Source organism: Pseudomonas sp. NPDC090592, assembly GCF_044769185.1.
Taxonomy (GTDB): Bacteria; Pseudomonadota; Gammaproteobacteria; order Pseudomonadales; family Pseudomonadaceae; genus Aquipseudomonas.
This window is the reverse complement of record NZ_JBIVXJ010000019.1, coordinates 17,310-40,104: the sequence shown is the minus strand read 5'-3', so window position 1 is coordinate 40,104 and position 22,795 is coordinate 17,310. Positions and strand designations below refer to the sequence as shown.

21 protein-coding genes and 1 tRNA gene are annotated in these 22,795 nt (G+C 63.8%); 6 read left to right on the top strand and 16 right to left on the bottom strand.

What is annotated here, in order from left to right; translation table 11 throughout:
* Nucleotides 1-152 precede the first annotated feature (152 nt).
* The 7 genes from ACIQUI_RS17855 to ACIQUI_RS17825 all read right to left on the bottom strand — a co-directional run bounded on the left by ACIQUI_RS17855 (nucleotide 153) and on the right by ACIQUI_RS17825 (nucleotide 6,497).
* Nucleotides 153-1,124, bottom strand: a complete 972-nt coding sequence (locus tag ACIQUI_RS17855) for a spore coat protein U domain-containing protein (RefSeq protein WP_403200983.1) — start codon at nucleotides 1,122-1,124, stop codon at nucleotides 153-155.
* Entirely contained in the window at nucleotides 1,121-3,418 is a 2,298-nt protein-coding gene (locus ACIQUI_RS17850; RefSeq protein ID WP_403200980.1) for a fimbria/pilus outer membrane usher protein, read from the bottom strand. The genes ACIQUI_RS17855 and ACIQUI_RS17850 overlap by 4 nt, the downstream gene beginning before the upstream one ends.
* A gap of 108 nt (nucleotides 3,419-3,526) precedes the next feature.
* The gene (locus ACIQUI_RS17845) at nucleotides 3,527-4,303 is read right to left on the bottom strand and encodes a molecular chaperone (protein ID WP_403200977.1); all 777 of its coding nucleotides are present in this window, start codon (nucleotides 4,301-4,303) and stop codon (nucleotides 3,527-3,529) included.
* A gap of 40 nt (nucleotides 4,304-4,343) precedes the next feature.
* Entirely contained in the window at nucleotides 4,344-4,847 is a 504-nt protein-coding gene (locus ACIQUI_RS17840) for a spore coat U domain-containing protein (protein WP_403200974.1), read from the bottom strand.
* A 3-nt stretch (nucleotides 4,848-4,850) separates the two neighbouring features.
* Nucleotides 4,851-5,384 carry a spore coat U domain-containing protein gene (locus ACIQUI_RS17835; protein ID WP_403200972.1) on the bottom strand — a complete coding sequence of 178 codons (534 nt, stop codon included), beginning with the start codon at nucleotides 5,382-5,384 and terminating at the stop codon, nucleotides 4,851-4,853.
* 18 nt (nucleotides 5,385-5,402) lie between these two features.
* The gene (locus ACIQUI_RS17830) at nucleotides 5,403-5,939 is read right to left on the bottom strand and encodes a spore coat U domain-containing protein (protein WP_403200969.1); all 537 of its coding nucleotides are present in this window, start codon (nucleotides 5,937-5,939) and stop codon (nucleotides 5,403-5,405) included.
* 30 nt (nucleotides 5,940-5,969) lie between these two features.
* Entirely contained in the window at nucleotides 5,970-6,497 is a 528-nt protein-coding gene (locus tag ACIQUI_RS17825; protein WP_403200967.1) for a spore coat U domain-containing protein, read from the bottom strand.
* A gap of 266 nt (nucleotides 6,498-6,763) precedes the next feature.
* Here ACIQUI_RS17825 and ACIQUI_RS17820 point away from each other — a divergent pair, with 266 nt between their 5' ends.
* From ACIQUI_RS17820 to ACIQUI_RS17810, 3 genes are read left to right on the top strand one after another with little or no spacing between them, the layout of a single operon-like run.
* Nucleotides 6,764-9,013: an ATP-binding protein gene (locus ACIQUI_RS17820; RefSeq protein ID WP_403200964.1), complete on the top strand. Its 2,250-nt coding sequence runs from the start codon at nucleotides 6,764-6,766 to the stop codon at nucleotides 9,011-9,013.
* 15 nt (nucleotides 9,014-9,028) lie between these two features.
* Entirely contained in the window at nucleotides 9,029-9,490 is a 462-nt protein-coding gene (locus tag ACIQUI_RS17815) for a response regulator (RefSeq protein WP_403200962.1), read from the top strand.
* 13 nt (nucleotides 9,491-9,503) lie between these two features.
* Nucleotides 9,504-11,891, top strand: coding sequence for a response regulator (locus ACIQUI_RS17810; RefSeq protein ID WP_403200960.1), 2,388 nt, complete (start codon nucleotides 9,504-9,506; stop codon nucleotides 11,889-11,891).
* Nucleotides 11,892-11,975: 84 nt separating this feature from the next.
* On the opposite strand, the gene ACIQUI_RS17805 is transcribed toward ACIQUI_RS17810, so the two are convergent.
* Nucleotides 11,976-12,050, bottom strand: a tRNA-Gln gene (locus ACIQUI_RS17805).
* Nucleotides 12,051-12,326: 276 nt separating this feature from the next.
* Here ACIQUI_RS17805 and zapE point away from each other — a divergent pair.
* Nucleotides 12,327-13,397, top strand: coding sequence for a cell division protein ZapE (gene zapE, locus ACIQUI_RS17800; protein WP_403200956.1), 1,071 nt, complete (start codon nucleotides 12,327-12,329; stop codon nucleotides 13,395-13,397).
* 127 nt (nucleotides 13,398-13,524) lie between these two features.
* On the opposite strand, the gene ACIQUI_RS17795 is transcribed toward zapE, so the two are convergent.
* Nucleotides 13,525-15,414 carry a propionyl-CoA synthetase gene (locus tag ACIQUI_RS17795; RefSeq protein ID WP_403200954.1) on the bottom strand — a complete coding sequence of 630 codons (1,890 nt, stop codon included), beginning with the start codon at nucleotides 15,412-15,414 and terminating at the stop codon, nucleotides 13,525-13,527.
* A gap of 180 nt (nucleotides 15,415-15,594) precedes the next feature.
* Between ACIQUI_RS17795 and ACIQUI_RS17790 the strand changes: the two genes are divergently transcribed.
* Entirely contained in the window at nucleotides 15,595-16,461 is an 867-nt protein-coding gene (locus ACIQUI_RS17790) for a LysR family transcriptional regulator (protein ID WP_403200952.1), read from the top strand.
* Here ACIQUI_RS17790 and ACIQUI_RS17785 read toward each other — a convergent pair.
* The 5 genes from ACIQUI_RS17785 to ACIQUI_RS17765 form a co-directional block, all read right to left on the bottom strand.
* Nucleotides 16,435-17,589, bottom strand: a complete 1,155-nt coding sequence (locus ACIQUI_RS17785) for an HPP family protein (protein WP_403200949.1) — start codon at nucleotides 17,587-17,589, stop codon at nucleotides 16,435-16,437. The genes ACIQUI_RS17790 and ACIQUI_RS17785 overlap by 27 nt on opposite strands.
* 338 nt (nucleotides 17,590-17,927) lie before the next feature.
* Nucleotides 17,928-19,247, bottom strand: coding sequence for a sensor histidine kinase (locus tag ACIQUI_RS17780; protein ID WP_403200947.1), 1,320 nt, complete (start codon nucleotides 19,245-19,247; stop codon nucleotides 17,928-17,930).
* On the bottom strand, nucleotides 19,244-19,912 hold the full coding sequence (locus ACIQUI_RS17775) for a response regulator transcription factor (RefSeq protein ID WP_403200944.1): 669 nt from the start codon (nucleotides 19,910-19,912) through the stop codon (nucleotides 19,244-19,246). Before ACIQUI_RS17775 ends, ACIQUI_RS17780 begins: the two co-directional genes overlap by 4 nt.
* Entirely contained in the window at nucleotides 19,913-20,227 is a 315-nt protein-coding gene (locus ACIQUI_RS17770; RefSeq protein ID WP_016485921.1) for a PepSY domain-containing protein, read from the bottom strand.
* Nucleotides 20,227-20,535 carry a PepSY domain-containing protein gene (locus ACIQUI_RS17765; RefSeq protein WP_016714736.1) on the bottom strand — a complete coding sequence of 103 codons (309 nt, stop codon included), beginning with the start codon at nucleotides 20,533-20,535 and terminating at the stop codon, nucleotides 20,227-20,229. The genes ACIQUI_RS17770 and ACIQUI_RS17765 overlap by 1 nt, the downstream gene beginning before the upstream one ends.
* Nucleotides 20,536-21,020: 485 nt before the next feature.
* Between ACIQUI_RS17765 and queD the strand changes: the two genes are divergently transcribed.
* Complete coding sequence (gene queD, locus ACIQUI_RS17760; RefSeq protein WP_103448138.1) at nucleotides 21,021-21,377, top strand: 6-carboxytetrahydropterin synthase QueD; 357 nt, start codon at nucleotides 21,021-21,023, stop codon at nucleotides 21,375-21,377.
* A 13-nt stretch (nucleotides 21,378-21,390) separates the two neighbouring features.
* Here queD and ACIQUI_RS17755 read toward each other — a convergent pair whose 3' ends face one another.
* Nucleotides 21,391-21,984 (bottom strand): hypothetical protein, encoded by a 594-nt coding sequence (locus ACIQUI_RS17755; protein ID WP_403200940.1) that lies wholly within the window; start codon nucleotides 21,982-21,984, stop codon nucleotides 21,391-21,393.
* A 48-nt stretch (nucleotides 21,985-22,032) separates the two neighbouring features.
* Nucleotides 22,033-22,530 carry a DUF1289 domain-containing protein gene (locus ACIQUI_RS17750; protein WP_403200938.1) on the bottom strand — a complete coding sequence of 166 codons (498 nt, stop codon included), beginning with the start codon at nucleotides 22,528-22,530 and terminating at the stop codon, nucleotides 22,033-22,035.
* Between the last annotated feature and the right edge of the window lie 265 nt (nucleotides 22,531-22,795).

Genomic DNA, 22,795 nt, shown 5'->3' with positions numbered 1-22,795 from the left:
GAAGAAGACACCGCGGTGCATGGCACGGGCTTCGCCCGTGTTCGCGGGCAAGCCCGCTCCCACAGGGATTCGCGCCAGCTTTTAGAAATTGAGCAAGGCAGTTGCCCCCACAGGGATTGCACCCGTTTTCAGCGGTGTGACGGTGAAGGCTGTCAGAACTGCACATCCAGAATCACACTGTCGGAATAGGTCGCAGCCGGCGGCGTAGCCTGGTCGGTGTAGACCTTGGCGTTGTAGTTGAACACCTGGCTACCGGTGCCGGTACCTGCGCCGGGGTTCACATCCGCATCGGTACTGGCACGCCTTGCAGCCCCTGATGATCCCCAGCGCACCGCCCCTGCACTCTTGAAAATGTCATACGCCAGGTAGTTGTTGGCCGACGACTTCATCCGCCGCCGCCCACCGGACACATTCTGCCCGTCATCCAGCCCCACCGTGTAGCTGCTGCCCTTGGTACACGACACACTCAGGCTCTGGTTCACGGTGCCAAAGCCCGCCACCACCGGCGCGCTGTTGAAATTGATGTTGGGGGTAGTGATCTGGCAATCGTTGGTCACCGTCAGGCTCACGCTCAAGACCTGGCTGCCTGAGCCGATGTCACGCCCCAGGCATACCCCTAACAAACTGATCCCCGAGCAGTAATTCCAGCTCCAGGCCACGGTCAGGTTCTCTCGGTACACCCCAGCCGCAACGTTACTGCCCGTTATGGTTCGCATGTAGATCGGTACGGCCTTGGGCGTGGTGCCGCCGAGCAAGCCAAGCAAGTCGAGGATACCGTTGCGGGCAAAGTCGTAGGCCACACCCCGGGTGATCGGGTAGCTGGTGCTGCTGTCGGCATACAGTGTGTAGGCAATGACGTCGCCAGTCGGGCCGACCAACCCGCCCGAAGCAGGCGTGATCGTGGCGTAGAAATGGTCATTGGTGCTGAGCAGGCTCAGCAGTGAGCCTGTGCACTGCAAGCCCGAGTTAAGGCTTGACGCTGTCTGGACGTTGTTACGCACCTGCGTCGAATTCAGGCTGCCAAATGCTGCCGGCGACGTCGCCACCGAAGCGCACAGCGCCCACGCCGAGCCTGCCGGCAGGCACAGCATGCCCACCCACAGCCCCCGCAGCCAGGCATTCATCGGCACACCAATGGGCCAATCAAAGGCACAGTGCCCTGCGCGTCAGGCAGGTCGAACTCCACCTGGCAATGCCCGCCGCCCTCGATGTCCACCTGCAAGCGGTTGTGCGGCGACAGGTTCTCCATGTACACCAGGCCATCCCAGCCCACCACGGCCTGGCTGCCACTTTGCTCGTGGGTAACGCGGCTGCCCAGCTTGAGCACCTGCTGGTTGCCGTCCACCAGTTCGACACTGGCCGCCATCACGCGCTCGAGCGGGAACTCCAGCAAATAGCCGCTGCCCCGTCGGACCGCAACGCGCTGTTCCACCTGGGCGGCGAGGACGTCTGGCGGCAGGTCCATGGGGTCGATTTCGTACTTGCCGCGGTAATAGCCGCTGCTGTAGGGCACCAGCAGGTGGCCGTTGGCGTCGGTGCGGCCGACCTCCTGGTTTTCGTAGCGCACCGGTACATCGGCGTACCCTGTGGTGCTGACCACCACGAAGGCATCGTCAATGCGGTTGGCGGCGAACACGCCGGCATCCATCCACACCAGCGAGCCACTGGCGTCGGCCCAGCGGGTCATCTCGCCACTGCTGCCATACACCCCGGCCTGCAGCTGCACCGATTGCAGGCGCCAGGTAACGTCGGCCTGGCGGTAGGCATCGCGGTCACTGCCTGCGGCATAGCCCAGGTTGTAACCAACGCCGACGCCCGCTGGCACCGCACGGCTGTAGTTGACCCGTTGCAGGCTCTCGCCCTCCTTGCTGCGCTCCATGCTCAGGGCCAAGGTGCCATGCAGGTCGAACGGGATGACCAACTGAGCCTGCACGGCCCACTGGCTGTCACCCACTTCGCGGTTGGCCGACAGGTACACGCTGCTGCTGCCCCACAACGGCCTGCTGTAGCTCAGGTTGATCAACCGGGTGCGGGTGCCATCACCGGCGCGCACGTCGAAGTAGCCGGCACCGATGCTGCCGTACTCGTTCAGGTTGAGGCTGAGGGTGACCTGTTCACTGCTTTTGCTCAGCTGCATGTCCGCGGCATCGACACGGGTCAGGTCGGCATAGTCGCCGTGGCGTTGCAGGCGCTGGTAGCTGAAGCCGATGCGCTGACTGTTGTACTGGTAGCCCAGGGCAACCTGGTGCCCCTTTTCACCGTCGAAGCGGCTTTGCGCCAGCGCGGCGTTCAGCACGCCGTAGTTGCCCAGCCGCATGTTGCCGCCCAGGCCACCTAGCATCAACGATTCGGAGGTTTCGGCGTGCGTTTCCAGGGTGAAGGTGTCGCTGACCCCATAGCGCAGGCTGCCCGAAGCAACACCTGGGCCGTAGGCGAAATCGCGTACGGCGTAATCACGTCGCAAGCTGCCTGCTGCCACCGAGTAATCCGACAGGCCCTTTTGCAGCAGGCTGCTGGTGACATAGAACGGCAACGTGGTCGACACCTGGCGGCCTAATGAATCGGTAGTGACTACCACCGCCTCGCCTGCCCCATTGATGAACGGCACGTTGGTCAAGGTATAAGGGCCAGGCTGCAACTCGGTGGTGCTGGACTTGTAGCCATTGATGAACAGGTCCAGTGACGTCGGCACCGCGGCTTCGCCCGCGAACGCCGGCAACGGGTAAGTGACCAGGTCGGGCCGCGCAGCAAAGTCACGCGACAGCTGCAGGCCGCCGACGCGCACCGAACTGCTCCAGGGCAAGGCGCCGGTCACGAAATCACCCGCTTCATAGGTCAGCAGGCGCTGCTCGTCGGTGAAGCGCCAGGTGGTGTCGTACCGCATGAAACCTTGGCGCATATCGTTCGCCTGAGCACCATTGAACGACTGGCGCCATTGTCCAGTGCTGGAGAAGGTGCCCCAGCTGTCGAACAGGCGCAGCTCGTTCCAGGCGGCCAGGTAGGTACCGCCATCATCCGTGTCGTTCAGGTACAGGTCGTAGTTGAACAACGCGCCGAAGCTGCTGCGGGCGTCACTGGCCGGGTACAGGTTGCGGTCGCCCACTTGCTGGTCAGGCAACCAGGCCGCCGGCACCTGCAACAGCAAGCGCTGGTTCTGGGTGTCGTAGTCGGTGTGCAAGCCTGCGATGCTTTCCAGCGCCAGCTCACCCTGTGGGTTGCCCGGTAGCGAGATACCGGCCGCGCGCAACACCTCGCTGTCCAGGTACAACTGCCCGGCCCGCTGCTGCACCGGCACCAGCTCAGCCCTGGGCATCTGGTTCACCAGCAGGTCGAGGTACAGGGTGGCATCGGAAATGGCTGAAAGATCCGCGGGCGGTGGGGGCAGGTCGTCGGCCAGCACCAGGCAGGGGCCGATCATAGCCAGCCCCAGGCACCAACGGCGAGTCGTCGCCTTCAGCCACTTCACACACGGTTTCCAACCATTGCCGGGTCCTCCCTGGCCCCTGCATTGCATTCAGTTGCCGGCTCATTGGCCTTGGCGAATGGCGTCTGCTGCGCCTTGGCCGTTGACCCTGCCCTTCAGCACGCTGGTACTGGCCGGTACCACCGGCGCCGGCCAACGCATGCTGGCACCTGGCAGTACATAGCCCAGCAGGCCCTCGGCCAGTGGCTTGCTCTGGCTGCCTTGCTGCACCACCACATCGGTCAGGCGCGCATGCACAGGCCCCGTGTTGCGCAGTTCAACGTAGGGTTTGCCCTGCACGGTCACCGGGCGCCAGCTGAGCTGCGGCTTGCCCACGCCCTCGGCATTGCGCTTGCCCTCGGGGTCGGCCTTGCCCCACAGGCCCTCGCCATAGACGAACAAAGGCACCGAATAACGCATCTGCAGGCGGATGGCCGCAGTAGCGCCAGGCTCGGCCTTCTCCACGGGGATGGCGGGCGGGATCTCATCGATGATGATGCGGTAGGCCTGCTCCTGGCCGGCTGGCGAGGGGCCGGTGCGGGTCAGGCGAATGAGCTGCTTTTGCCCGGGGGCAATATTGGCCACCGGTGGGCTGCCGATGATTTCGCGCTGCGCCTGAAACTGCTCCTGGTAATCACCCTGGCGCCAGGCGAATACCCGTACCTGCAAGTTGGCCGGCGCGCTACCGCGGTTTTCCAGCCACAGGGCGCCGGCCTTCTGATCAGCCTCCAGCACCGGGTCGATTGGCCAGATCAGCACCGAAGTCGCCGCCCCGGCCGGCAGGCTTGCCAGCCACAACAATCCGATCAATCCGTGCGCCCACTTCGCGCCTTCCCGCATGCAACTCTCCTTGGACTCTTGTCGTTGGTGGCGCTGGCGTTTACCAGGTCACCGTCACTTGCACCACATCGGTGTAGGTCCCTGCCGGCAGCCTGCCGGTCAGCTGGACCCGCCCGTACACCGGCAGCTTGATCGCCGTCGGGTCGGAATAACTCACGGCCACACTGGTGCCTATGGCCAGGCTCTGGCTGTAGGCCGCATCCCGGTACAGCTGGTAGGCCAGCACTTGCGTGCCGCTCGTGCGCTTGAGGTTACGTGTGCCACTGGCGCTGTTCTGCCCACCATCCACGCTCATGTTCATGGCCACGCCCGGCGTGCACTGGAACGTGACCGTGCTGCCGCCCAGCGAGGTGCTGAGGATGCCGGTGGACAACGCTGACTGCGTACCATAGTCCAGCGTCCCATAGCTGGTGACGCCCCCCACCACCAGGCAGCCGGCAACGATTTGTGCCGTCACGGTGAAGGTACTGGTAGTCACCGCACTCAACGGTGTAGCCAGCAGCAGACCGGTGCCGGCAAGGCCCCACGTCAACCAGCGGCGCATGGCTCAGAACGACAGCTCGACTGCCACCGTGTCGGTGTATACCCCGGCAGGCAGGCCCGCCTTGCCCCGTGCCTGGCCGTACAGGTTGACGGTCTGGGCCACGCCGGTACTGGTCGGCAGGGTGATGGTGCCGTCGATGGCCAGCAGCTGCGTGCGGCCGGCATCAGTGTAGAAATCGTAAGGCACGAAGTTGCCCGCACCATCAGCCAGTGCACGCGTCCCTCCGGACGACTGCCCGTCATGGGCGCCCGCACGTACGCGGATCGCCGGTACGGTGCCGGCCGAGCAGAGGATGCTCATGGCACCACCGCCGCCGCCCAGTACCTGGCCATTGGCCGTGGTGAACAGGGCATCCTGGGTACCGAAGTTCAAGGCACCAAAGTTGAGCCCTGAGGTGCCTGAGCTGCCATTGACCTGGCACGCCGCAATCAGGGTCAACGTGGAGTTGATGGTGCCGGTCACCGTGGCGGCCTGAGCCTGGGAAGCCAGTACCAGGCCAAGGCCTGCGAGCATGCAGCGTGAAAGGGTCGTTCGCATCGGAGTCTCCTTGCGTGTCTACCAGTCCAGGGTCACTCTGAGGGTGTCGCGGTACAGCCCGGCCGGGAGCGCGCGGGGTTGCGCAACTACCACACCGTAAATGGGAATCGGAATCTGCTGGGCGCTGTTGACGGTAAAGGCACGCGCCTGGCCGATGACGTAGCGGCTGTTGCCACCGGGGTCGACCGCCAGCTGATAGGGGATCATTTGGCGGCCATTGCTCAGGCGGCGTACGCCATCGTCGCCATTGAGGCCACCATTGATCCGCACGTTGAAGGCCCGTACTTCGGGCGTGCAACTGATCTGCAGGCTGCCCTCACCACTCGCCTCGTCAACCCGGCTGCGCAGCGGCTGGTCCCAGTTCGGGCCACGCTCGCCAAAGTCCAGCATGCCGGGGTTATCCAGTACCGCGGGTTGCGTATCGTTGCTGCTGATCTGGCAGGCTGCGCTGATCACCAGCCGCGCCTGGATGAAGCCGGTGGTGCTGCCATGCGCTGTACCGCCAGGCACCAGTAGCGGGCCGAGGGTGAGCAGCAAGATCGATGTGCGGTTCATGGCGTGGCGTCCTTGTGCATGGCGGCGTCCCTACCAGGTGACCGTGACTTTGAGCAGGTCGGCGTAAACGCCTGCATTCGGGACCCAGGCCAGTTTGTCGATACGTGCGTACAACGGCAGTTCGACCGAGCCGCTGCCTGGCACCCTCGCCGATTGGGCCACGCCCACCACCAGCGGCTCGCGCCAGGCCGCGTCGCGGTACAGGCGGTAAGGAATGGGCCGGGCCGTGCGGTCACTGCTGGCCAGGTAGCGCAGTTCGCCGACGCCCCCATGCTGGCCACCGTCGACGCGTACTTGGTAAGGGGTGTCGGGGTTGCACTCCAGACGCGGCGGGCGCTGGTTCAGCAATACGCCACTGAGCGGTGCATCCGGGCTGTCCAGGCGCGCTGCTGCACCCAGGTCGATTTGCCCCAGGGCCTGGGCTCCCGCATCGCGTGTCTGATTGACCAGCATGCAGCCACGCTGCACCAGCACCCGCACTTCCACGAGAAAATCCACTGCCACGGTACTGCCGCTGAACAACAGGCCCAACAGCACGGCCACCAAGCGCTCCGCCACCTTGTTATCCTTGTCGTCAAGTCCTGAATTGAGCGTAGCAGCGAGGCCGCGCACCGGTGGTGGCATCAAGCCGTTTTTTGGTATTAGCAACAAAGCGATAGCGCCCTGTAAAAAAAGCCGGCACGGTGCCGAACCCAGGCCGCAGCTGTGCCTCCAATGGCCAAGAGCCGGTAAATGTGCTTGGTTTCTGGTAGGATGAACAAGTCTCATCCTGCGCCAGGCATATTGGCCATACCTGGACGGACATGACAGGAGCGTTTTCATTGATGACTGCAGACAACACGCTGGCAGAAGCCATGGAACGCTGTGCGCGCGAACCGATCCACCTGCCGAGCAGTATCCAGCCCCACGGTTTTCTGCTGGTGCTGGACGCCGCCGAGCTTTGCGTGCTGCAGGCCAGCGAGAACGTCGAGCACTGGCTGGGCTTGCCGGCCCGGGAACTGATCGGGTGCAGTTTCGCCAACCTGGTCAACGAGGGCTTTGACCTGCGCACACAGCTGTCGCGGCTGCCCGAGGATGAAATCTTCCCCTTTCACATCGGTGACGTACGGTTGGCCCAAGGCGCGCCTTACAGCGCCCCGCTGCACCTGCTGGTACACAGTCACGATGAAGTGCTGATAGCCGAATTCGAGCCCCCACGCTTGCCGCCAGACCTGGTCGGGCAAGGTGACTACTACCCGCTGGTGCGCAGTTTCGTCGGCGGCCTGCAACTGGCCAGCAGCCTTGAAGAGCTGCTGCAACAGACGGTGTTACAGCTCAAGCGCATCACCGGCTTTGGTCGGGTCAAGGCGTACCGTTTCGATGCCGAAGGCAACGGCCAGGTGCTGGCCGAGGTGGCCGACCCGGGCTACCCCAGTTACCTCGGCCTGTGCTTCCCGGCGGCAGACATCCCGCGCCAGGCGCGCGACCTTTACCGGGTCAACCGCATCCGCGTGATAGAGGATGCCAACTACCAGCCTTCACCCCTGCTGCCGGCCACCAACCCGCGCACCGGCAAGGCACTGGACATGAAATTCTCTGCGCTGCGCAGCGTGTCACCGGTGCACCTGCAATACATGCGCAACATGGGCACGCTGGCCTCGATGTCGCTGTCGATCGTGGTGGATGGCGAGCTGTGGGGGCTGGTGTCCTGCCACCACCAACAGCCGCGTGCGGTGGACCTGCGCACCCGCACGGCCTGCGAGCTGCTGGCCAGCGTGCTGTCGTTGCAGATCGAGTCTCGCGAGGCGCATGCCAGCACGCGCAAGCTGCTCGCGCTGCGCCAACACATTGTGCGCATGATCTCGTCCATGGCCGACCACGACAGCGTCAGCGACGGCCTGCGCGACCTGCCCCACGTGTTGCTGGCCTTTGCCGGTGCCCAGGGCGCCGCGGTGATCTCGGCCGAACGCTGCGACCTGATCGGCAAGACCCCGCCTGAAGCCCAGGTAACCGCGCTGGTGCACTGGCTTGCCCAGCGCACCGGAGACAGCGTGTTCCAAAGCGACAACCTGCGCCGCGACATTACCGACCTGCCCGAGCTGGCCGCCCATGCCGGCGGCGTGCTGGCCGTGGCCATCTCACAGATTCATTCGCACTACCTGCTATGGTTTCGCCCCGAGCAAGTACGCACGGTGAACTGGGCTGGCCAGCCGAGCAAACAGGTCGGGCCACAGGGTAACCTCGACCCGCGGCACAGCTTCGAACGCTGGCAGGAAGAACTGCGCAACTACTGCGAGCCCTGGGACCCGCTGGTGATCGAGGGCGTGGTGGAACTGCGCAGCGCAGTGCTGGGCATTGTCTTGCGCAAGGCCGAAGAGCTGGCGCAACTGGCTGGCGAGTTGCGCCGTTCGAACAAGGAGCTCGAAGCGTTTTCCTACAGTGTGTCCCACGATCTGCGAGCCCCCCTGCGGCACATCGCCGGCTACACCGAACTGCTTGGCGAAATCGAAAGCCAGGGGCTGAGCGAGCGCGGCAAGCGCTACTTGCAGCATATCGGCGAGGCCGCGCACTTCGCCGGCAGCCTGGTCGACAACCTGCTCAACTTCTCGCAGATGGGCCGTTCGGCTTTGCGCCTGTCGGACGTCGACCTCAATGCACTGGTCGATGCCATTCGCAGCGAACTGGCGCCGGATTACGAAGGGCGTGCAATTGTCTGGGACATCGCGCCACTGCCCAAGGTGATCGGCGATCCGGCATTCATCAACATGGCCTTGCACAACCTGATCGCCAATGCCATCAAGTACACCCGTGGCCGCAACCCGGCACACATCGGCATCAGCGCCGCGCAGCACCCAGGCGAAACCGAAATCTGCATCCGCGACAACGGCGTGGGCTTTGACATGGCCTATGCCAACAAACTGTTCGGCGTGTTCCAGCGCCTGCACCGCATGGAGGACTTCGAGGGCACCGGGATTGGCCTGGCGAGCGTACGCCGCATCATCGAGCGCCATGACGGCCGGGTCTGGGCCACGGGCCAGATCGACCAGGGCGCCAGTTTCCACTTCACCCTCCCGCGCCACCCCGCAACCACCTGAGGTACCGCTATCACCATGCTCAAACCGATCCTGCTGGTCGAAGACAACCCAAGGGACCTGGAGCTGACGCTGCTGGCCCTGGAGCGCAGCCAGTTGGCCAACGAAGTCATCGTGCTCCGTGATGGTGCCGATGCGCTGGACTACCTGCTGCGCCGCAATGTCTACGCCGAACGCGACGACGGCAACCCCGCCGTCTTGCTGCTGGACCTGAAGCTGCCCAAGGTCGACGGCCTGGAAGTGCTCAAGGCCGTCCGCGCCACCGCCGAGCTGCGCAGCATCCCCACGGTGATGCTGACCTCCTCGCGCGAAGAACCCGACCTGCTGCGCGCCTATGAACTGGGGGTCAACGCCTACGTGGTCAAACCGGTGGAGTTCAAGGAATTCGTCGCCGCCATTTCCGACCTCGGGGTATTCTGGGCAGTGCTCAACGAACCCCCACCCGGCTCACTGCGGCTGAACCGTCGCGGTAGCAACTGAGGCCGCCGCAACGATGCAGCAAACGCCGCTGAAACTACTGATGGTCGAAGACAGCTCGATGGACGCCGAGCTGACCCTGATGCGCCTGGAACGTAGCGGGCTGCTCGTGGATTCGCACCTGGTGTTCGACCATGTCGGCGTCGAGCATGCCCTGCGCGAGGCCCGTTACGAGCTGATCCTGTGCGACTGCGTGCTGCCTGGCTCGTCCGGCACCGAGGTACTGGCCATCGCCCAACGCCTGGCGCCAGACACCCCGTTCATCTTCCTGTCCGGCATCTACGGCGAAGAGCACGCGGTAGAGATGATCCGCCTGGGCGCCACCGACTATGTATTGAAGAAAAACCTCCCGCTGCTGCCCAAGGCCGTGCGCCGGGCGCTGACCGAGGTGCAGGAACGCCAGCGCCGGCGCCGCGCCGAAGAAGCGCTGGCAAACGTCGAGGCGCGTGCACGCATTGCCATCGATGCCGCCGGCATGGGTACCTGGGACTTGCGCCCGCAAGAAGGCCTGCTGCTGTGGGACGACCGCTGCAAGACCCTGTTCGGCCTGCCTACCAGCACCGAGATGAGCCTTGAGGTGTTCTACGCTGGCATCTACCCCGACGACCGGCCATTGGTGCACCAGGCGGTGGAACATGCCATGCGCCCGGAAAGCGGCGGCCATTACCGGGTCGAATTCCGCATTGCCCAACCCAACGGGCTGGAGCCGCGCTGGTTGCTCAGCAGCGGCCAGTGCCAGTTCGTCGACGACCAGTGCGTGCGCTTTTCCGGCGTGCTGCAGGACATCCACACGCAGCGCCTGGCCACCCAGGCGCTGCGCCAGCTGAACGAGATACTGGGTGAGCGGGTAGAGCGCCGCACCCGCGAACGCGACCGCGCCTGGGAGCTGTCGCAGGACTTGCTGGCCGTGCTGAACAAGGACCTGACCCCGGTCGCGCTCAACCCCGCCTGGGAAGCCAGCCTGGGCTTTTCGCGCGAACGCCTGAGCCAGTCGTCCCTGCTGCACCTGCTGCCCGAGACCGATCAGGAACTGCTTCTCACCGAACTGGCCGCCCTCGCCCATGGCCGCACCAGTGCCCGCTTCGTCGGGCGCATCCTGCATGCCGGTGGCCAGCAGCGTTGGCTGTCGTGGGTTGTGGTGCCGGAAGACACCCTGCTGTACGTGGTGGCACGGGACATTACCAGTGAACGCGAATCCGCCCTGGGCCTGGCCGAAGCCAACACCCGCCTGCGCGAGCAGATCAACGAGCGCGAACGCATCGAGGCCGCACTGCAACAGATGCAACGGCTGGAAGCCGTCGGCCAGCTCACGGCCGGCGTGGCCCACGACTTCAACAACCTGCTGACGGTGATCCTCACGGGCGCCAGTTTTCTGGAGCGCGACCTGGCCAAAGCCGACCTGGACAAGGCCCGCACCCGCCTCACGCACATACGCGAAGCCGGCGAGCGCGGCGCCAAGCTTACCTCGCAGCTGCTGGCGTTCTCCCGCCGCCAGCGCCTGGAGCCGGTGCCACTTAACCTCAACCAGACCTTGGCCGGCCTGGAAGAGCTGCTACGCCGCACCCTGGGTGGCAACGTCTCGGTGCGCCTGGACCTGGACCCGGCCCTGTGGCAGGCACTGACCGACCCCACCCAGACCGAAATGATCATCCTCAACCTGGCCATCAATGCCCGCGATGCCATGCCCGAGGGTGGCCAGCTGACGCTGACCACCCACAACACCCGCATCGACGCCCAGCCGCAACGCCCGGAAGATCCGGACCCGGGCGAGTACGTGATGCTGAGCATCAGCGATACCGGCTGCGGCATGAGCGAAGACGTGCTGGCCAAGGTGTTCGAGCCATTCTTTACCACCAAGGACATCGGCAAGGGCTCGGGCCTGGGCCTGGCCCAGGTGTTCGGCTTCGCCAAACAGTCTGGCGGCGGAGTGCGTATCGACACCACGCCTGGCCTGGGCACGCAGGTGGCAGTGTACCTGCCGGCAGTCAAGGACCAGGCGGTAAGCGAACCGGTGGCACCGCTGCGCAGCCAGGCTATCAGCGACAGCGGCCACAACCGCACCGTGCTGCTGGTGGATGATGACCACCTGGTGCGCGACATGCTGGGTGACGTGTTGCGCCAGTACGGCTATCAGGTGCGCCAGGCGCACAGCGGCGAACAGGCCCTGGCCTTGCTGGACGAGCAGATCGACCTGCTGCTGACCGACTTCGCCATGCCCGAGTTCAATGGCGCGCAACTGGCGCTGGCAGCCCGTGAACGCTACCCGCGCTTGCCGGTAGTATTCCTGACGGGCTATGCCGAATTGCAGGGGCTTGAGCTACCGGGCAGCGTGGTGATCCAAAAGCCGGTGCAGGCGGATGAGCTGGCCAGGGTGTTGAATGAGACCCTGAGAATTTCCGCATAACCCGGAACAGCGTAATTAAAACTACGGACACGACAAAACCCAGGGCTTATAAGCACTGGGTTGAACACGTTGTAATCTGAAAAATGGCAGGGGCGGCTGGATTCGAACCAACGCATGGCAGGATCAAAACCTGCTGCCTTACCGCTTGGCGACGCCCCTGTATCGGATGCAGCATTTGCTGCCCTGACAATTCCAACTGAGTGACAACTGGGTTGTTGTCTTGGAATGCGCGGCACTTTAACAACAAAGTTCAGGTCTGTGAACCCCCTGATGAAAAAAAATTGCCATAAAACAGCGAGTTAGTCATTTTCACCCGCGCGGGTGGCTGACCTATCGCATGAAGCGATCATTGCCGGTCACTTTCTGTATTAGTCAAAATGGCCGCCCTCGGGCAAGCTGCACGCTGCCCCGCCTACCACCCAAGGAGCATCGCTTTTGTCTGCCTGGATCCCTGCCCCACTTCGCCAGCTTGGCCAGCGCCTGCGCGGCGCAGCCGCCAGCCAGGGCGAACTGCTCGACTGGTTCGAAGACAAAGCCCGAAGCCGGGGCTACCAGCTGAGTGACGGCCAGCGACGGGTGATCCACTGCATGGCCGAGCAACTGGCGCAGCTGGAGCAAGGGCAGCCGCGCAGCCTGTACCTGCATGGTTCGGTGGGCCGTGGCAAAAGCTGGCTGCTGGATGGCTTCTTCCATGCAGTGCCGGTAGAAGCCAAGCTGCGCCTGCACTTCCATGACTTTTTCGCCCGCCTGCACCAGGGCATGCACCGCCACCGGGCACTGGATGACGCACTGGGCGCCACCCTCGATGAGCTGGTGGGCGATTGCCGGGTGCTGTGTTTCGACGAATTCCACGTGCATGACATTGGCGATGCCATGCTGCTCACCCGGCTGTTCAATGCCCTGTTCGCGCGTGGGGTGTTCCTGCTGGTGACCTCCAACTATGCACCCGAAGGGTTGCTGCCCAACCCGCTGTACCATGAGCGCTTCCTGCCGGTGATCCGGCTGATCAACAGTTCGATGGATGTACTGGAGGTGGGCGGCGATACGGATTTTCGCAGCCTGCCGGCCAACCGCGAGCACCAGCGTTTTACCCAGGGGCACTATGTCTGGCCGGGCAATGCCGAACAGCGCCGGGCGCTGAACGTGCCTGCCGAACAGCCGGTGATGCTGGAAGTGAACAAACGCCCGCTGCGCGCGCTGGCCGTTGATGGACGGCGAGTGGTACTTGGCTTTGACGATTTGTGCGAGAAGGCTACTGCTGTGATCGACTACCTGGTGCTGGCCGGGCAGTACGATGAGTGGGTGATTGATGGGCTGGATGACTTGGCGGAGTGTTCGCTGGCGGCACAACAACGCTTCGTCAACCTGGTGGATGTGCTGTATGACCAGGACCGGCAGGTGACGGTGATTGGCAAAAGGCCGCTGGAAGAGAGCCTGGACGGGCCGCTGGCCGACCTGATGCGCACGCGTAGCCGGTTGGGGCAGCTGCATCAGGTAGCCCCTTAGATTTGCATTGCCTGAACCGGCCTCTTCGCGGGCTCGCCCGCTCCCACAGGTACGGCGCAGGTTTCAGGGCCTGTGGTGTACCTGTGGGAGCGGGCATGCCCGCGAAGAGGCCAGTAAAGTCAAAACATCACCCGGCCCTGGGCAAATCCGCCAGCACCGCCTCGATCTCCCCCAACACCGCTGGGTCATCCAAGGTCGAAGGCGGCACATAGTCCTGCCCATCAGCAATCTTGCGCAGCACCGCCCGCAGAATTTTCCCCGAGCGCGTCTTCGGCAAGCGCTTCACCAGCCGTACCCGGTTGAAACAGGCCAGCGGGCCAATCGCTTCGCGCACGCTGCCCACCAGGTCCACCAGCAATTGCGCCTCGGCAATGCCCTCGCCGTCCTTGAGCACAACAAGCGCCAACGGCACCTGGCCCTTGATTTCATCGTGTACGCCAATCACCGCACACTCGGCCACCGCCGGGTGGCAGGCCACCAGGTCCTCCATTTCACCGGTAGACAGCCGGTGCCCCGACACGTTGATCACATCATCCGTGCGCCCCATGATGTAGACGAAACCTTCATCGTCCAGAAAGCCGCCGTCGCCCGTGTGGTAATACCCGGGATAGGTGCGCAGGTACGCCTGCAAGTAACGTTCGTGGTCGCCCCACAAGGTCTGGCTGCACCCGGGCGGCAATGGCAAGGCAATTACGATCGAGCCCTGTTGATTGGGACCCAGCAAGTGCCCCTCATCATCCACCACACGCACGTGATAGCCCGGTACCGCACGGTTGCTGGAGCCAGGCTTCGCCGCACTCCCCTCCAGCCCGACGCAGGGTGCGGTGACCGGCCAGCCGGTCTCGGTCTGCCACCAGTGGTCGTGTACCGGCTTGCCACTGACCCGCTCCAGCCATTCATGGGTACTGGAGTCGAGCTTTTCCCCCGCCAGGAACAACTGACGCAACGAGCTGAGGTCGTGCTTGCGAATCAGCTCGCCCTCCGGGTCTTCCTTGCGGATGGCGCGCATGGCCGTGGGCGCACAAAACAGCGCATTGACCTTGTATTGCTCCACTACCCGCCAGTAGGCCGAGGCGTCCGGGGTGCGGATCGGCTTGCCTTCGTAGAACACCGTGGTGCAGCCGCTCATCAACGGCCCATAGACGATCAGCGAATGGCCGACCACCCAGCCCACATCGGAAATACCCCACCACACATCGCCCGCCTGCATGCCATAGATATGGCGCATGGCGTAGCACAGCGCCACCGCATTGCCGCCGTTTTCCCGGACGATGCCCTTGGGTTTGCCGGTAGTACCCGAGGTGTACATGATGTACAGCGGGTCGCCGGCATCAAGCTCGACCGGGGCCACCGGCTCGGCGCTGGCCAGTGCCACCTGCCAGTCCAGGTCGCGACCTGGCTGCAGTTCAGCCTTGGCCTGTGGGCGTTGCACCACCAGCACATTGCGCGGCTGATGCCGGGCCAGTTGCAGGGCGCGGTCGACCAGCGGCTTGTAGGCAATTACCTTGTCAAATTCCAGCCCGCAGGATGCTGTCAGCAGCAGCGTAGGCCGGGCGTCATCAATGCGCAGGGCCAGTTCGTTGGCGGCAAAGCCGCCGAACACCACCGAATGCACTGCGCCAATCCGCGCACAGGCCAGCATGGCCATGGCCGCCTGCGGCACCATGGGCATGTAGATGATCACGCCATCGCCCTTTTTCACACCTAGCTGGCGCAACAAACCGGCCAGGCGCGCCACTTCGTCGCGCAGTTGGTTGTAGGTGTAGGCCTGCTGCACGCCGGTCACTGGCGAATCGTAGATCAGCGCCAACTGCTCGCCGCGGCCCTGCCCGATCTGGTGATCAAGGGCCAGGTAGCAACTGTTCAGGCGGCCATCGGCGAACCAGCGGTGGGTACCGTCGGCATTGTCTTGCAAGGTAAGGGCAGGCTTGCGGTGCCAGGCCAGGTGCGCGGCCTGTTCCGCCCAGAAAGCGGCAGGGTCGGAAATGGAATGGGCGTAGCTGTGCTGGTAGCTCATATCGAAGGGAACCCGGTACTTGTTGTTATTGAAGGGCGAAACCTGAGTATGGACCGCTACACCCGCGCCGCCATGGGACTAAAGTCACAACCGACCTGCAAATTTGCAGACAACGCAAAAGCGCCCCATAACGGTGCAAAGCCTCTAGAATAGGCCACCCCTCCAGCCACCGAGCAACCCATGGATATCGAACAGGCCCGAACCTTTCTGGAAATCGTGCGTTGCGGCAGCCTGGTCGCCGCTGCCGAACGCCTGTTCGTGTCACAAACAGCCATTACCGCCCGGGTACAGCGCCTGGAGCAGCAACTGGGCTGCCAACTGTTCGTGCGCAGCCGCAATGGCGCCAGCCTGACAAGCGACGGCGAAGCATTCGTCAGTTATGCCAACCAGCTGGTGCAAACCTGGGAAGCAGCGCGGCGCGACCTGCCGCTACCCGAGGGCTGCCAGCAGGTGCTGCATGTGGGGGGTGAAGTAAGCCTGGGCAACCCGATGCTGCTCGACTGGGTCACTGCCCTGCACCATGAACTGCCCAGCCACGCCATCCGCAGCGAGGTGAGCGACGGTGAGTCACTGCTGCGCAAGGTGGATATGGGCTTGCTGGACGCCGCGCTGGTGTACCAGCCGACCTACGGCCCGGGGCTGCAGGTGGAACAGTTGATGGAAGAAAAGCTGATCCGCGTGCGCCGGGTCTCCCAGCCGGAGCCGTACATCTACATCGACTGGGGTGAGGCCTTCCGCCGCCAGCACGATGCCGCTCTGCCCGACTGCGCACGCGCGGCGCTCAGCTTCAACCTGGGCCCGCTGGCGTTGCAGTTCATCCTCGACCAGGGCGGCAGTGGCTACTTCCGCACGCGGGTGGTACAGGCCTATCTGGACAGCGGCCTGTTCGAGCGGGTGCCGCAGGCGCCGGAGTTCACCTACCCCACTTACCTGGTGTACCCGCGCAAGCGCGACAGCGAAGCCCTGCAACAGGCCTTCGCTGTCTTGCGCCGGCTGGTGGCAGCCGGCGCCAGCGACTGGTCACAACGCTGGGACCCGCTTATCTGAAGCGTCGGCCCTGTTGAGCAATTGACGCTTGAGGCCGGCGATCAGGTCAGTCTGGGTGACAACCCCCACCAGCTGGTCGCCATCGAGTACCGGCAGGCAATGCAGGCCTTGTTCGCACAGCAACGGCAGCAGGCGCTCCAGCGGGTGCTGGCTACTGACACTGACTACCCGCTGGCTCATCACCTGTTGCATGCGCACGGCCTTGCGACCGAACAGCCCGCGCCAGCTGAACCGGCCACGCTGCATGGCCGGGCCGACCAGGTCACTGAGGCTGACGATGCCCACCAGCTTGCCTTGCTGCAACACTGGCAGGGTTTTCAGGTGGTGGCTGGCGAGCATTTTCCAGGCCTGCTCCAGCGTGGTATCGGGGGTGGCAAACTGCACGTCGCGGGACATCACCGAGGCTGCGGTTATACCGCCCAGGCTACGTTGCAGGGCATGCTGCTCAGTGGCCAGGATGATGCGCTCCAGTTCGTCACGGGTCACGTCGACGAACTCACCCAGCTCTTCCAGCGCCTGGTCCAGGTCTTCACTGCGGATGCCCACCCGTTCGCCGGGCAATGGGTCATGGGTGTGGTGCAGGTCTTTGCGCGGCACCGCGCCTTTCGGGTAACGCACGCCGGTCAGGCGGTTGTAGACAACCGCCACCGCCACCAGGATCAACGCATTGAGCAATACCGGCTCCAACAAGTGATCGCCCAGCGCGGTCAGCCCCGAGTCGGCCAGCACAGCACTCACCGCTACCCCGCCACCCGGCGGGTGCAGGCAGCGCAGCAGGCACATCACCAGCAGCGAGACGCCCAGGGCGGCGGCGGCCACCCACAGCTCGGGGCCAAAGCCTTCGCGCATGGCCAGGCCCACCGCACCCGCCAGGGCATAGCTGCCCAGCACCGGCCAGGGTTGGGCCAATGGGCCGGAATGCACGGCGAACACCAGCACGGCCGATGCGGCCAACGGGCCCAGCAGGTGCAGGGCGATGCCGGGGCCATAGGCCAGGCTGGTCAGCCAACCGGCAAGGAACAGGCCGAGCAACGCGCCGATACCGGCACGCAGCCATTCTTTGGGGGGAATATTCAGGGGCGCCGGCAACAGCCGCTGCAGACGACTTTCGGAACGCGAGGCAGACATTTAAATAATCGGGATCTTTGGTTTTTCTGATTAAAAAGAAAGCCCAGCCGAGGTGGCCTGGGCCTCGTATTGCGCGTGCAATACCACAAGGGGCTCCTTCCGTGGAGAGATGGAAACCGCAGGGTTTCGTGGGGGGGATTCTGCCGGGTGGGACAGGATTGGGCTAATTCAAAAAAATGCGCCTGAACTGCAATTTTTTTGCACTACTGATACTTCTCGGGCGCGCCGCTGGTCCTGTGGGAGCGGGCATGCCCGCGAATCAGGCGACGCGCTGGATGGCACCGGCTGCGCCGGTGTTCGCGGGCAAGCCCGCTCCCACAGGGACCGCGGTACCGGCATTAACGAGCCTTGCGCGGTAGCTCGACAACCACCCGCAGCCCGCCCAAAGGGCTTTCCAGCAGCGCCAACTGCCCGCCCCACGCCTCGACGATATCCCGCACAATGCCCAGCCCCAGACCATGTCCGTCCACCTGCTCATCCAGCCGTGAACCGCGCTCCAGCACCTGCTGGCGCTGGCTCTCGGGAATACCTGGGCCATCGTCATCGACCCACAGCTGGTAGCTCTCTGCATCCGGCGCGATGCCCAGTCGCACCTCGCTGTCACCCCACTTGCAGGCGTTGTCCAGCAAGTTGCCCAGCAGCTCAAGGAAGTCCTCGCGATCCCACGGCAGCAGCAAACCGGGGGGTACGTCCCTGGCCAGTAGCAAGCCCTCTCCGTGAATCATGCCCAGGGTGCTCAGCAGCCCCGGCAGCTCGGCGTCACAGTCAAACTGCGCACCGGGCAACGCATCCCCCGCCAACCGCGCACGGTTCAGCTCACGCGCCAACCGCTGCTGAATCTGCTCCAGTTGCTCGCGCATCTGCGCACGTACCTCGGGCAAATCTTTCAGGCGCTCACTGGACGCCAGGCTGAGCAGCACTGCCAACGGCGTCTTCAGCGCATGCCCCAGGTTGCCCAAGGCATTGCGCGAACGGCGCAGGCTGTCTTCGGTGTGGCTCAGCAAATGGTTGATCTGCCCGACCAATGGCGCCAGCTCGCTGGGCACCTCGGCATCCAGCTGCGAACGCTGGCCCTGCTGCAACTGGGCGATCTGCTGGCGGGCCCGCTCCAGGGGCCGCAACGAGCGCGTCACGGTTATGCGCTGAAGCACCAGCACCAGGATCAGCGCCACCAGCCCCATGCCCAGACCAATCTGCTGCATGCGCCTGAAACCCTCGCGCACCGGCGAATAGTCCTGTGCCACGCTGATGGAGATGTCCTGGCCCAGGCGCCGATAATCGGCACGCAGGGCCAGCAGTTGCTGCCCTTCCGGGCCTAGCTCATGGCTGTCGGACAGCCCGGGCGCGGCGGGCTTGGGCATATCCAGGTCCCACAGCGAACGTGAGCGCCAGGTGCCCTGGTCGAAATCGATGCGAAAGTAATAACCGGAAAACGGCCGCTGGTAGGCCGCCGAAATGCGCCGCTCATCCAGCTGCAGGCCGGATGGCCCGCGCACCAGGGCTACCAGCAGGTTCTCGCTTTCCTTGCGCAGGCCGTTTTCCAGGTAGCGTTGCAGGCCGGCCTCGAACAGCCACAAGGTCAGTTGCGCCAGCACCACACCGACCACCACCAGCACCGCCACCAGCCCAAGACTCAGGCGTGCCTGAATCGACTTCACACGGCGCTCCCCGCGTAAATGTAGCCTTGCCCGCGCCGGGTCTCGATCACACTGCGGCCCAGCTTGCGCCGCAGGTGGTTGACGTGTACTTCCAGCACATTGGAATCGCGCTCGGTTTCACCGTCGTAAAGGTGCTCGGCCAGGTGGCTCTTGGAGAGGATCTGCTGCGGATGCAGCATGAAGTAGCGCAGCAGGCGGAACTCGGCGGCGGTCAGCTGGATATCCACGCCATCACGGCTCACGCACTGGCGGCTTTCATCCAGGTGCAGGCCGGCGGCCTCCAGAGTCGGCTGGTTGGCCAGGCCGCGCGCACGGCGCAGCAGCGACTGGATACGCAGTTGCAACTCCTCCGGGTGGAACGGTTTGCTCAGGTAATCATCAGCCCCGGCCTTGAGCCCCTCGATACGCTCGGCCCACGAACCGCGGGCGGTAAGGATCAGCACCGGTGTGGCCAGGCCGGCGGCACGCCACTGGGCGAGCACGTCCAGGCCCGGCAAGCCTGGCAGGCCAAGGTCGAGGATGATCAGGTCGTAGGGTTCGCTCTGGCCCTGGTAAACCGCATCGCGGCCATCGGCCAGCCAGTCCACGGCATAGCCCTGGCGCTGCAGGCCCACGGTCAGTTCATCGGCCAGCGGTACATTGTCCTCGACAAGCAACAGGCGCATTCAGTCGTCTTCCTCGTCTTTGAGCAGGGCACCGGTGCTGGCATCGAGCTTGATCTCGCGCACCACACCTTCCGCCGTCAGCAGTTCGACTTCATATTCGTAGCGATCGTCGTCTTCTTCCAGCTCGGCCTCCAGCAAACGCGCCCCGGGGTAACGCCCCAGGGCGGTTTCCAGCAATTGCTCGAGCGGCAGGATGACGCCCTTCTGGCGCAGCTTCAGGGCTTCGTCCTGATCAAGGTCGCGGGCAGCGGCAAGCGAGCATACGGCCAGCAGCGCCAGCGCGAGGTAGCGCGCCGGCCGCGGTAAGTGGATCATCAGTTGTCCCGCTCGTCCTTCAGCACCTCACCAGTCTTGGCGTCCAGCGCCACGTCCCACTCGACGTTCTGGGTGTCGCGCAGTTCGACCTTGTAGATGTAGCGGCCGTACTCGTCTTCAAGCTCCGAGTCGGTGACGGTAGCGCCCGGGTGCTTGGCCACGGCGGTGGCTTTCAGCTCGTCCAGCGACTTGATGGTCTTGGCATTGACCAGTTTGACCACTTCGTCGGGCTGTACGTCCTTGGCGAAGGCAGCATTGGCGCCCAGGGCGAGGGCGGCGGCGGTGAACAGGGCAGTCAAGGTTTTCATCGTTCTTCTCTCCTGAGAACTGTGCAAGTTGGGTACGGGGTCAAGACTAACCACCGGTCCTTAATTCAACCTGAAAACAGCTGGCGCCATGATAGCGCAGCCGGTTGGCAGTGGGGCGATGAGTGGCCAGGTGCAAGGCGCAGGAAAGGCGGTGGCTGTGAGATCGAGCGCCGCCCGCGCGGCGCTTCGCGGGACAAGCCCGCTCCCACATTTGTTGCAACGTGACCATGCCTGTGGGAACGGCGTTGTCCGCCTTGGCGCATTTCTCAAGACAGGTGGGGCGGCGGATGCGCCAGTCGAGAAATCCAGTCAGGGCAACCAGGCTGACAACCCTGGCCTCACAGGTTCGGTACGTTGCAACAAATGTGGGAGCGGGCTTGCCCCGCGAAGCCCGCGCGGGCGGCGCTCGATCTGATAAGCGCTGAAGATATTAAGGCGAACTGGTAAACTGCACCCATTCTTGATTCACACAGAGCTAACCCCGCGTGGAAATTTTCAAAGAGTTCACATTCGAATCGGCCCACCGCCTGCCCCACGTCCCCGAAGGGCACAAATGCGGCCGCCTGCATGGCCACTCGTTCAAGGTCGGCCTGCACCTGACCGGCCCGCTGGACCCGCACACCGGCTGGATCCGCGACTTTGCCGAGGTGAAGGCGATCTTCAAGCCGATCTACGAGCAGCTGGACCACAACTACCTGAACGACATTCCTGGCCTGGAGAACCCCACCAGCGAAGTGATCGCCAAGTGGATTTGGCAGCAGGTCAAACCGCTGATGCCGGAACTCTCGAAAGTGCGCATTCACGAGACCTGCACCAGCGGTTGCGAATACACCGGAGACTGAAAAATCCCGCCATTCAGGGCGCGGCGCATCCTGTGCGAACGATCTTCAGGGCCAGGTAACCGGCCTGACCGGACTCTTGATTCAGGTACGGGAAGCCATCGTCGAACAGGCGTTTCACAGTCCTGCCATGAAGGCTTACCAGCCCCAGGCTGGCAATGACCGCCCCTGTTTCGACCTTGGCCATGTCCAGCCCCTCCAGGCGCCAAAGCATGGAGGAAGCCGCCAGCGGATCATGGCCCGCCGGTTCGCTGGCTGGATAGAGCGCCAGATAACCGTTGCGACTGACATCCAGCCGATGATTGTGGCGCTGCCAGTGGGGGTGATTCTGCTCGTCCTGCGCCGCGCGAATCTCGAAATCCCACTCGCCAACGGTTTCGTAGCAGCCGAACCAGAACAGCGTGCGAAATTTTCGCCGGCTGATCACATAGCTGGACGCCCTGTGGTCGGTGTAGTGATCTGCATCTGCATGGAGCCAGCCACCGCTAGTGAAGGGCGAGTCGCCATTTCCGGTATCACCCACGGGGCAGGCACTTTCCGGGGCGTCTTCGGGCTGCCAGTACATTTTGGCGACAAAGCTTTTGGCGGGTTGGAATTCATAGTGACTCATGGTTTGGTTCTCCTGTCCGGTTGTCGGGCAAGTGAACCTTACGCAGCCTCAACTGCGTCGAGCAGTTGGAACGCGCTCCAGCCCAATGGCCTCGTTGAGGAAAGACGGAGCGATATAACGCTGGTAATGCGCCTCGGACAGCAAGAAGAACTCGCGGTCGATGGCATCGCGCAATTGCGGCAGTTCCCAGTCGCGAAACTCTGGCAGCAACACCATGCCGTAGGCCTCCAGGTCCCGGATCATCCGCGCCCCGCGGGCAATCAGCTGGTACGCCCAGCAATATTCCGACTGCTGCTCGACAAAGCGGATGGAGCGCTGCTCCAGTTGCTGGCGCAGCAAACCTTTGTCGAACACCTCCAGCTTGGCCATCATCACCTGCACCAGCAACTGCTCAAGGCGCAGCCACACGGCGCGCTTCTGCGTGTCGTCGTAACCGTTCCAGTTGATCACTTCGTGGTGAAACCGCTTGCAGCCACGGCAAACCGTGTCTCCGTACACCGTGGAGCACAGGCCGACGCAAGGGGTCTTGATGGACTTGTTGGACATGAAAAACAACAGCTTGGCGGTGGAACACCGGCCCATGTTAGCCCTTTGTCTAACCACGGTCACTCGTTAAAGTCATCTTCTGCGCCTTACCTTCGCGCTTTTTTTGCCGTAGAATCAATGCGCCTTTTCAAGGCAACAATGTCCGTTGGAAGCTGTTTTCAAAGCGTCACGAGCACAGTTAATCCGGTAGAACGGCGTTGGCCCGGGCCATGCATCCCTCGCATGCCCGTGCCAGCCCTCATCAGCTCCCCGTTCTGCAGGCGTA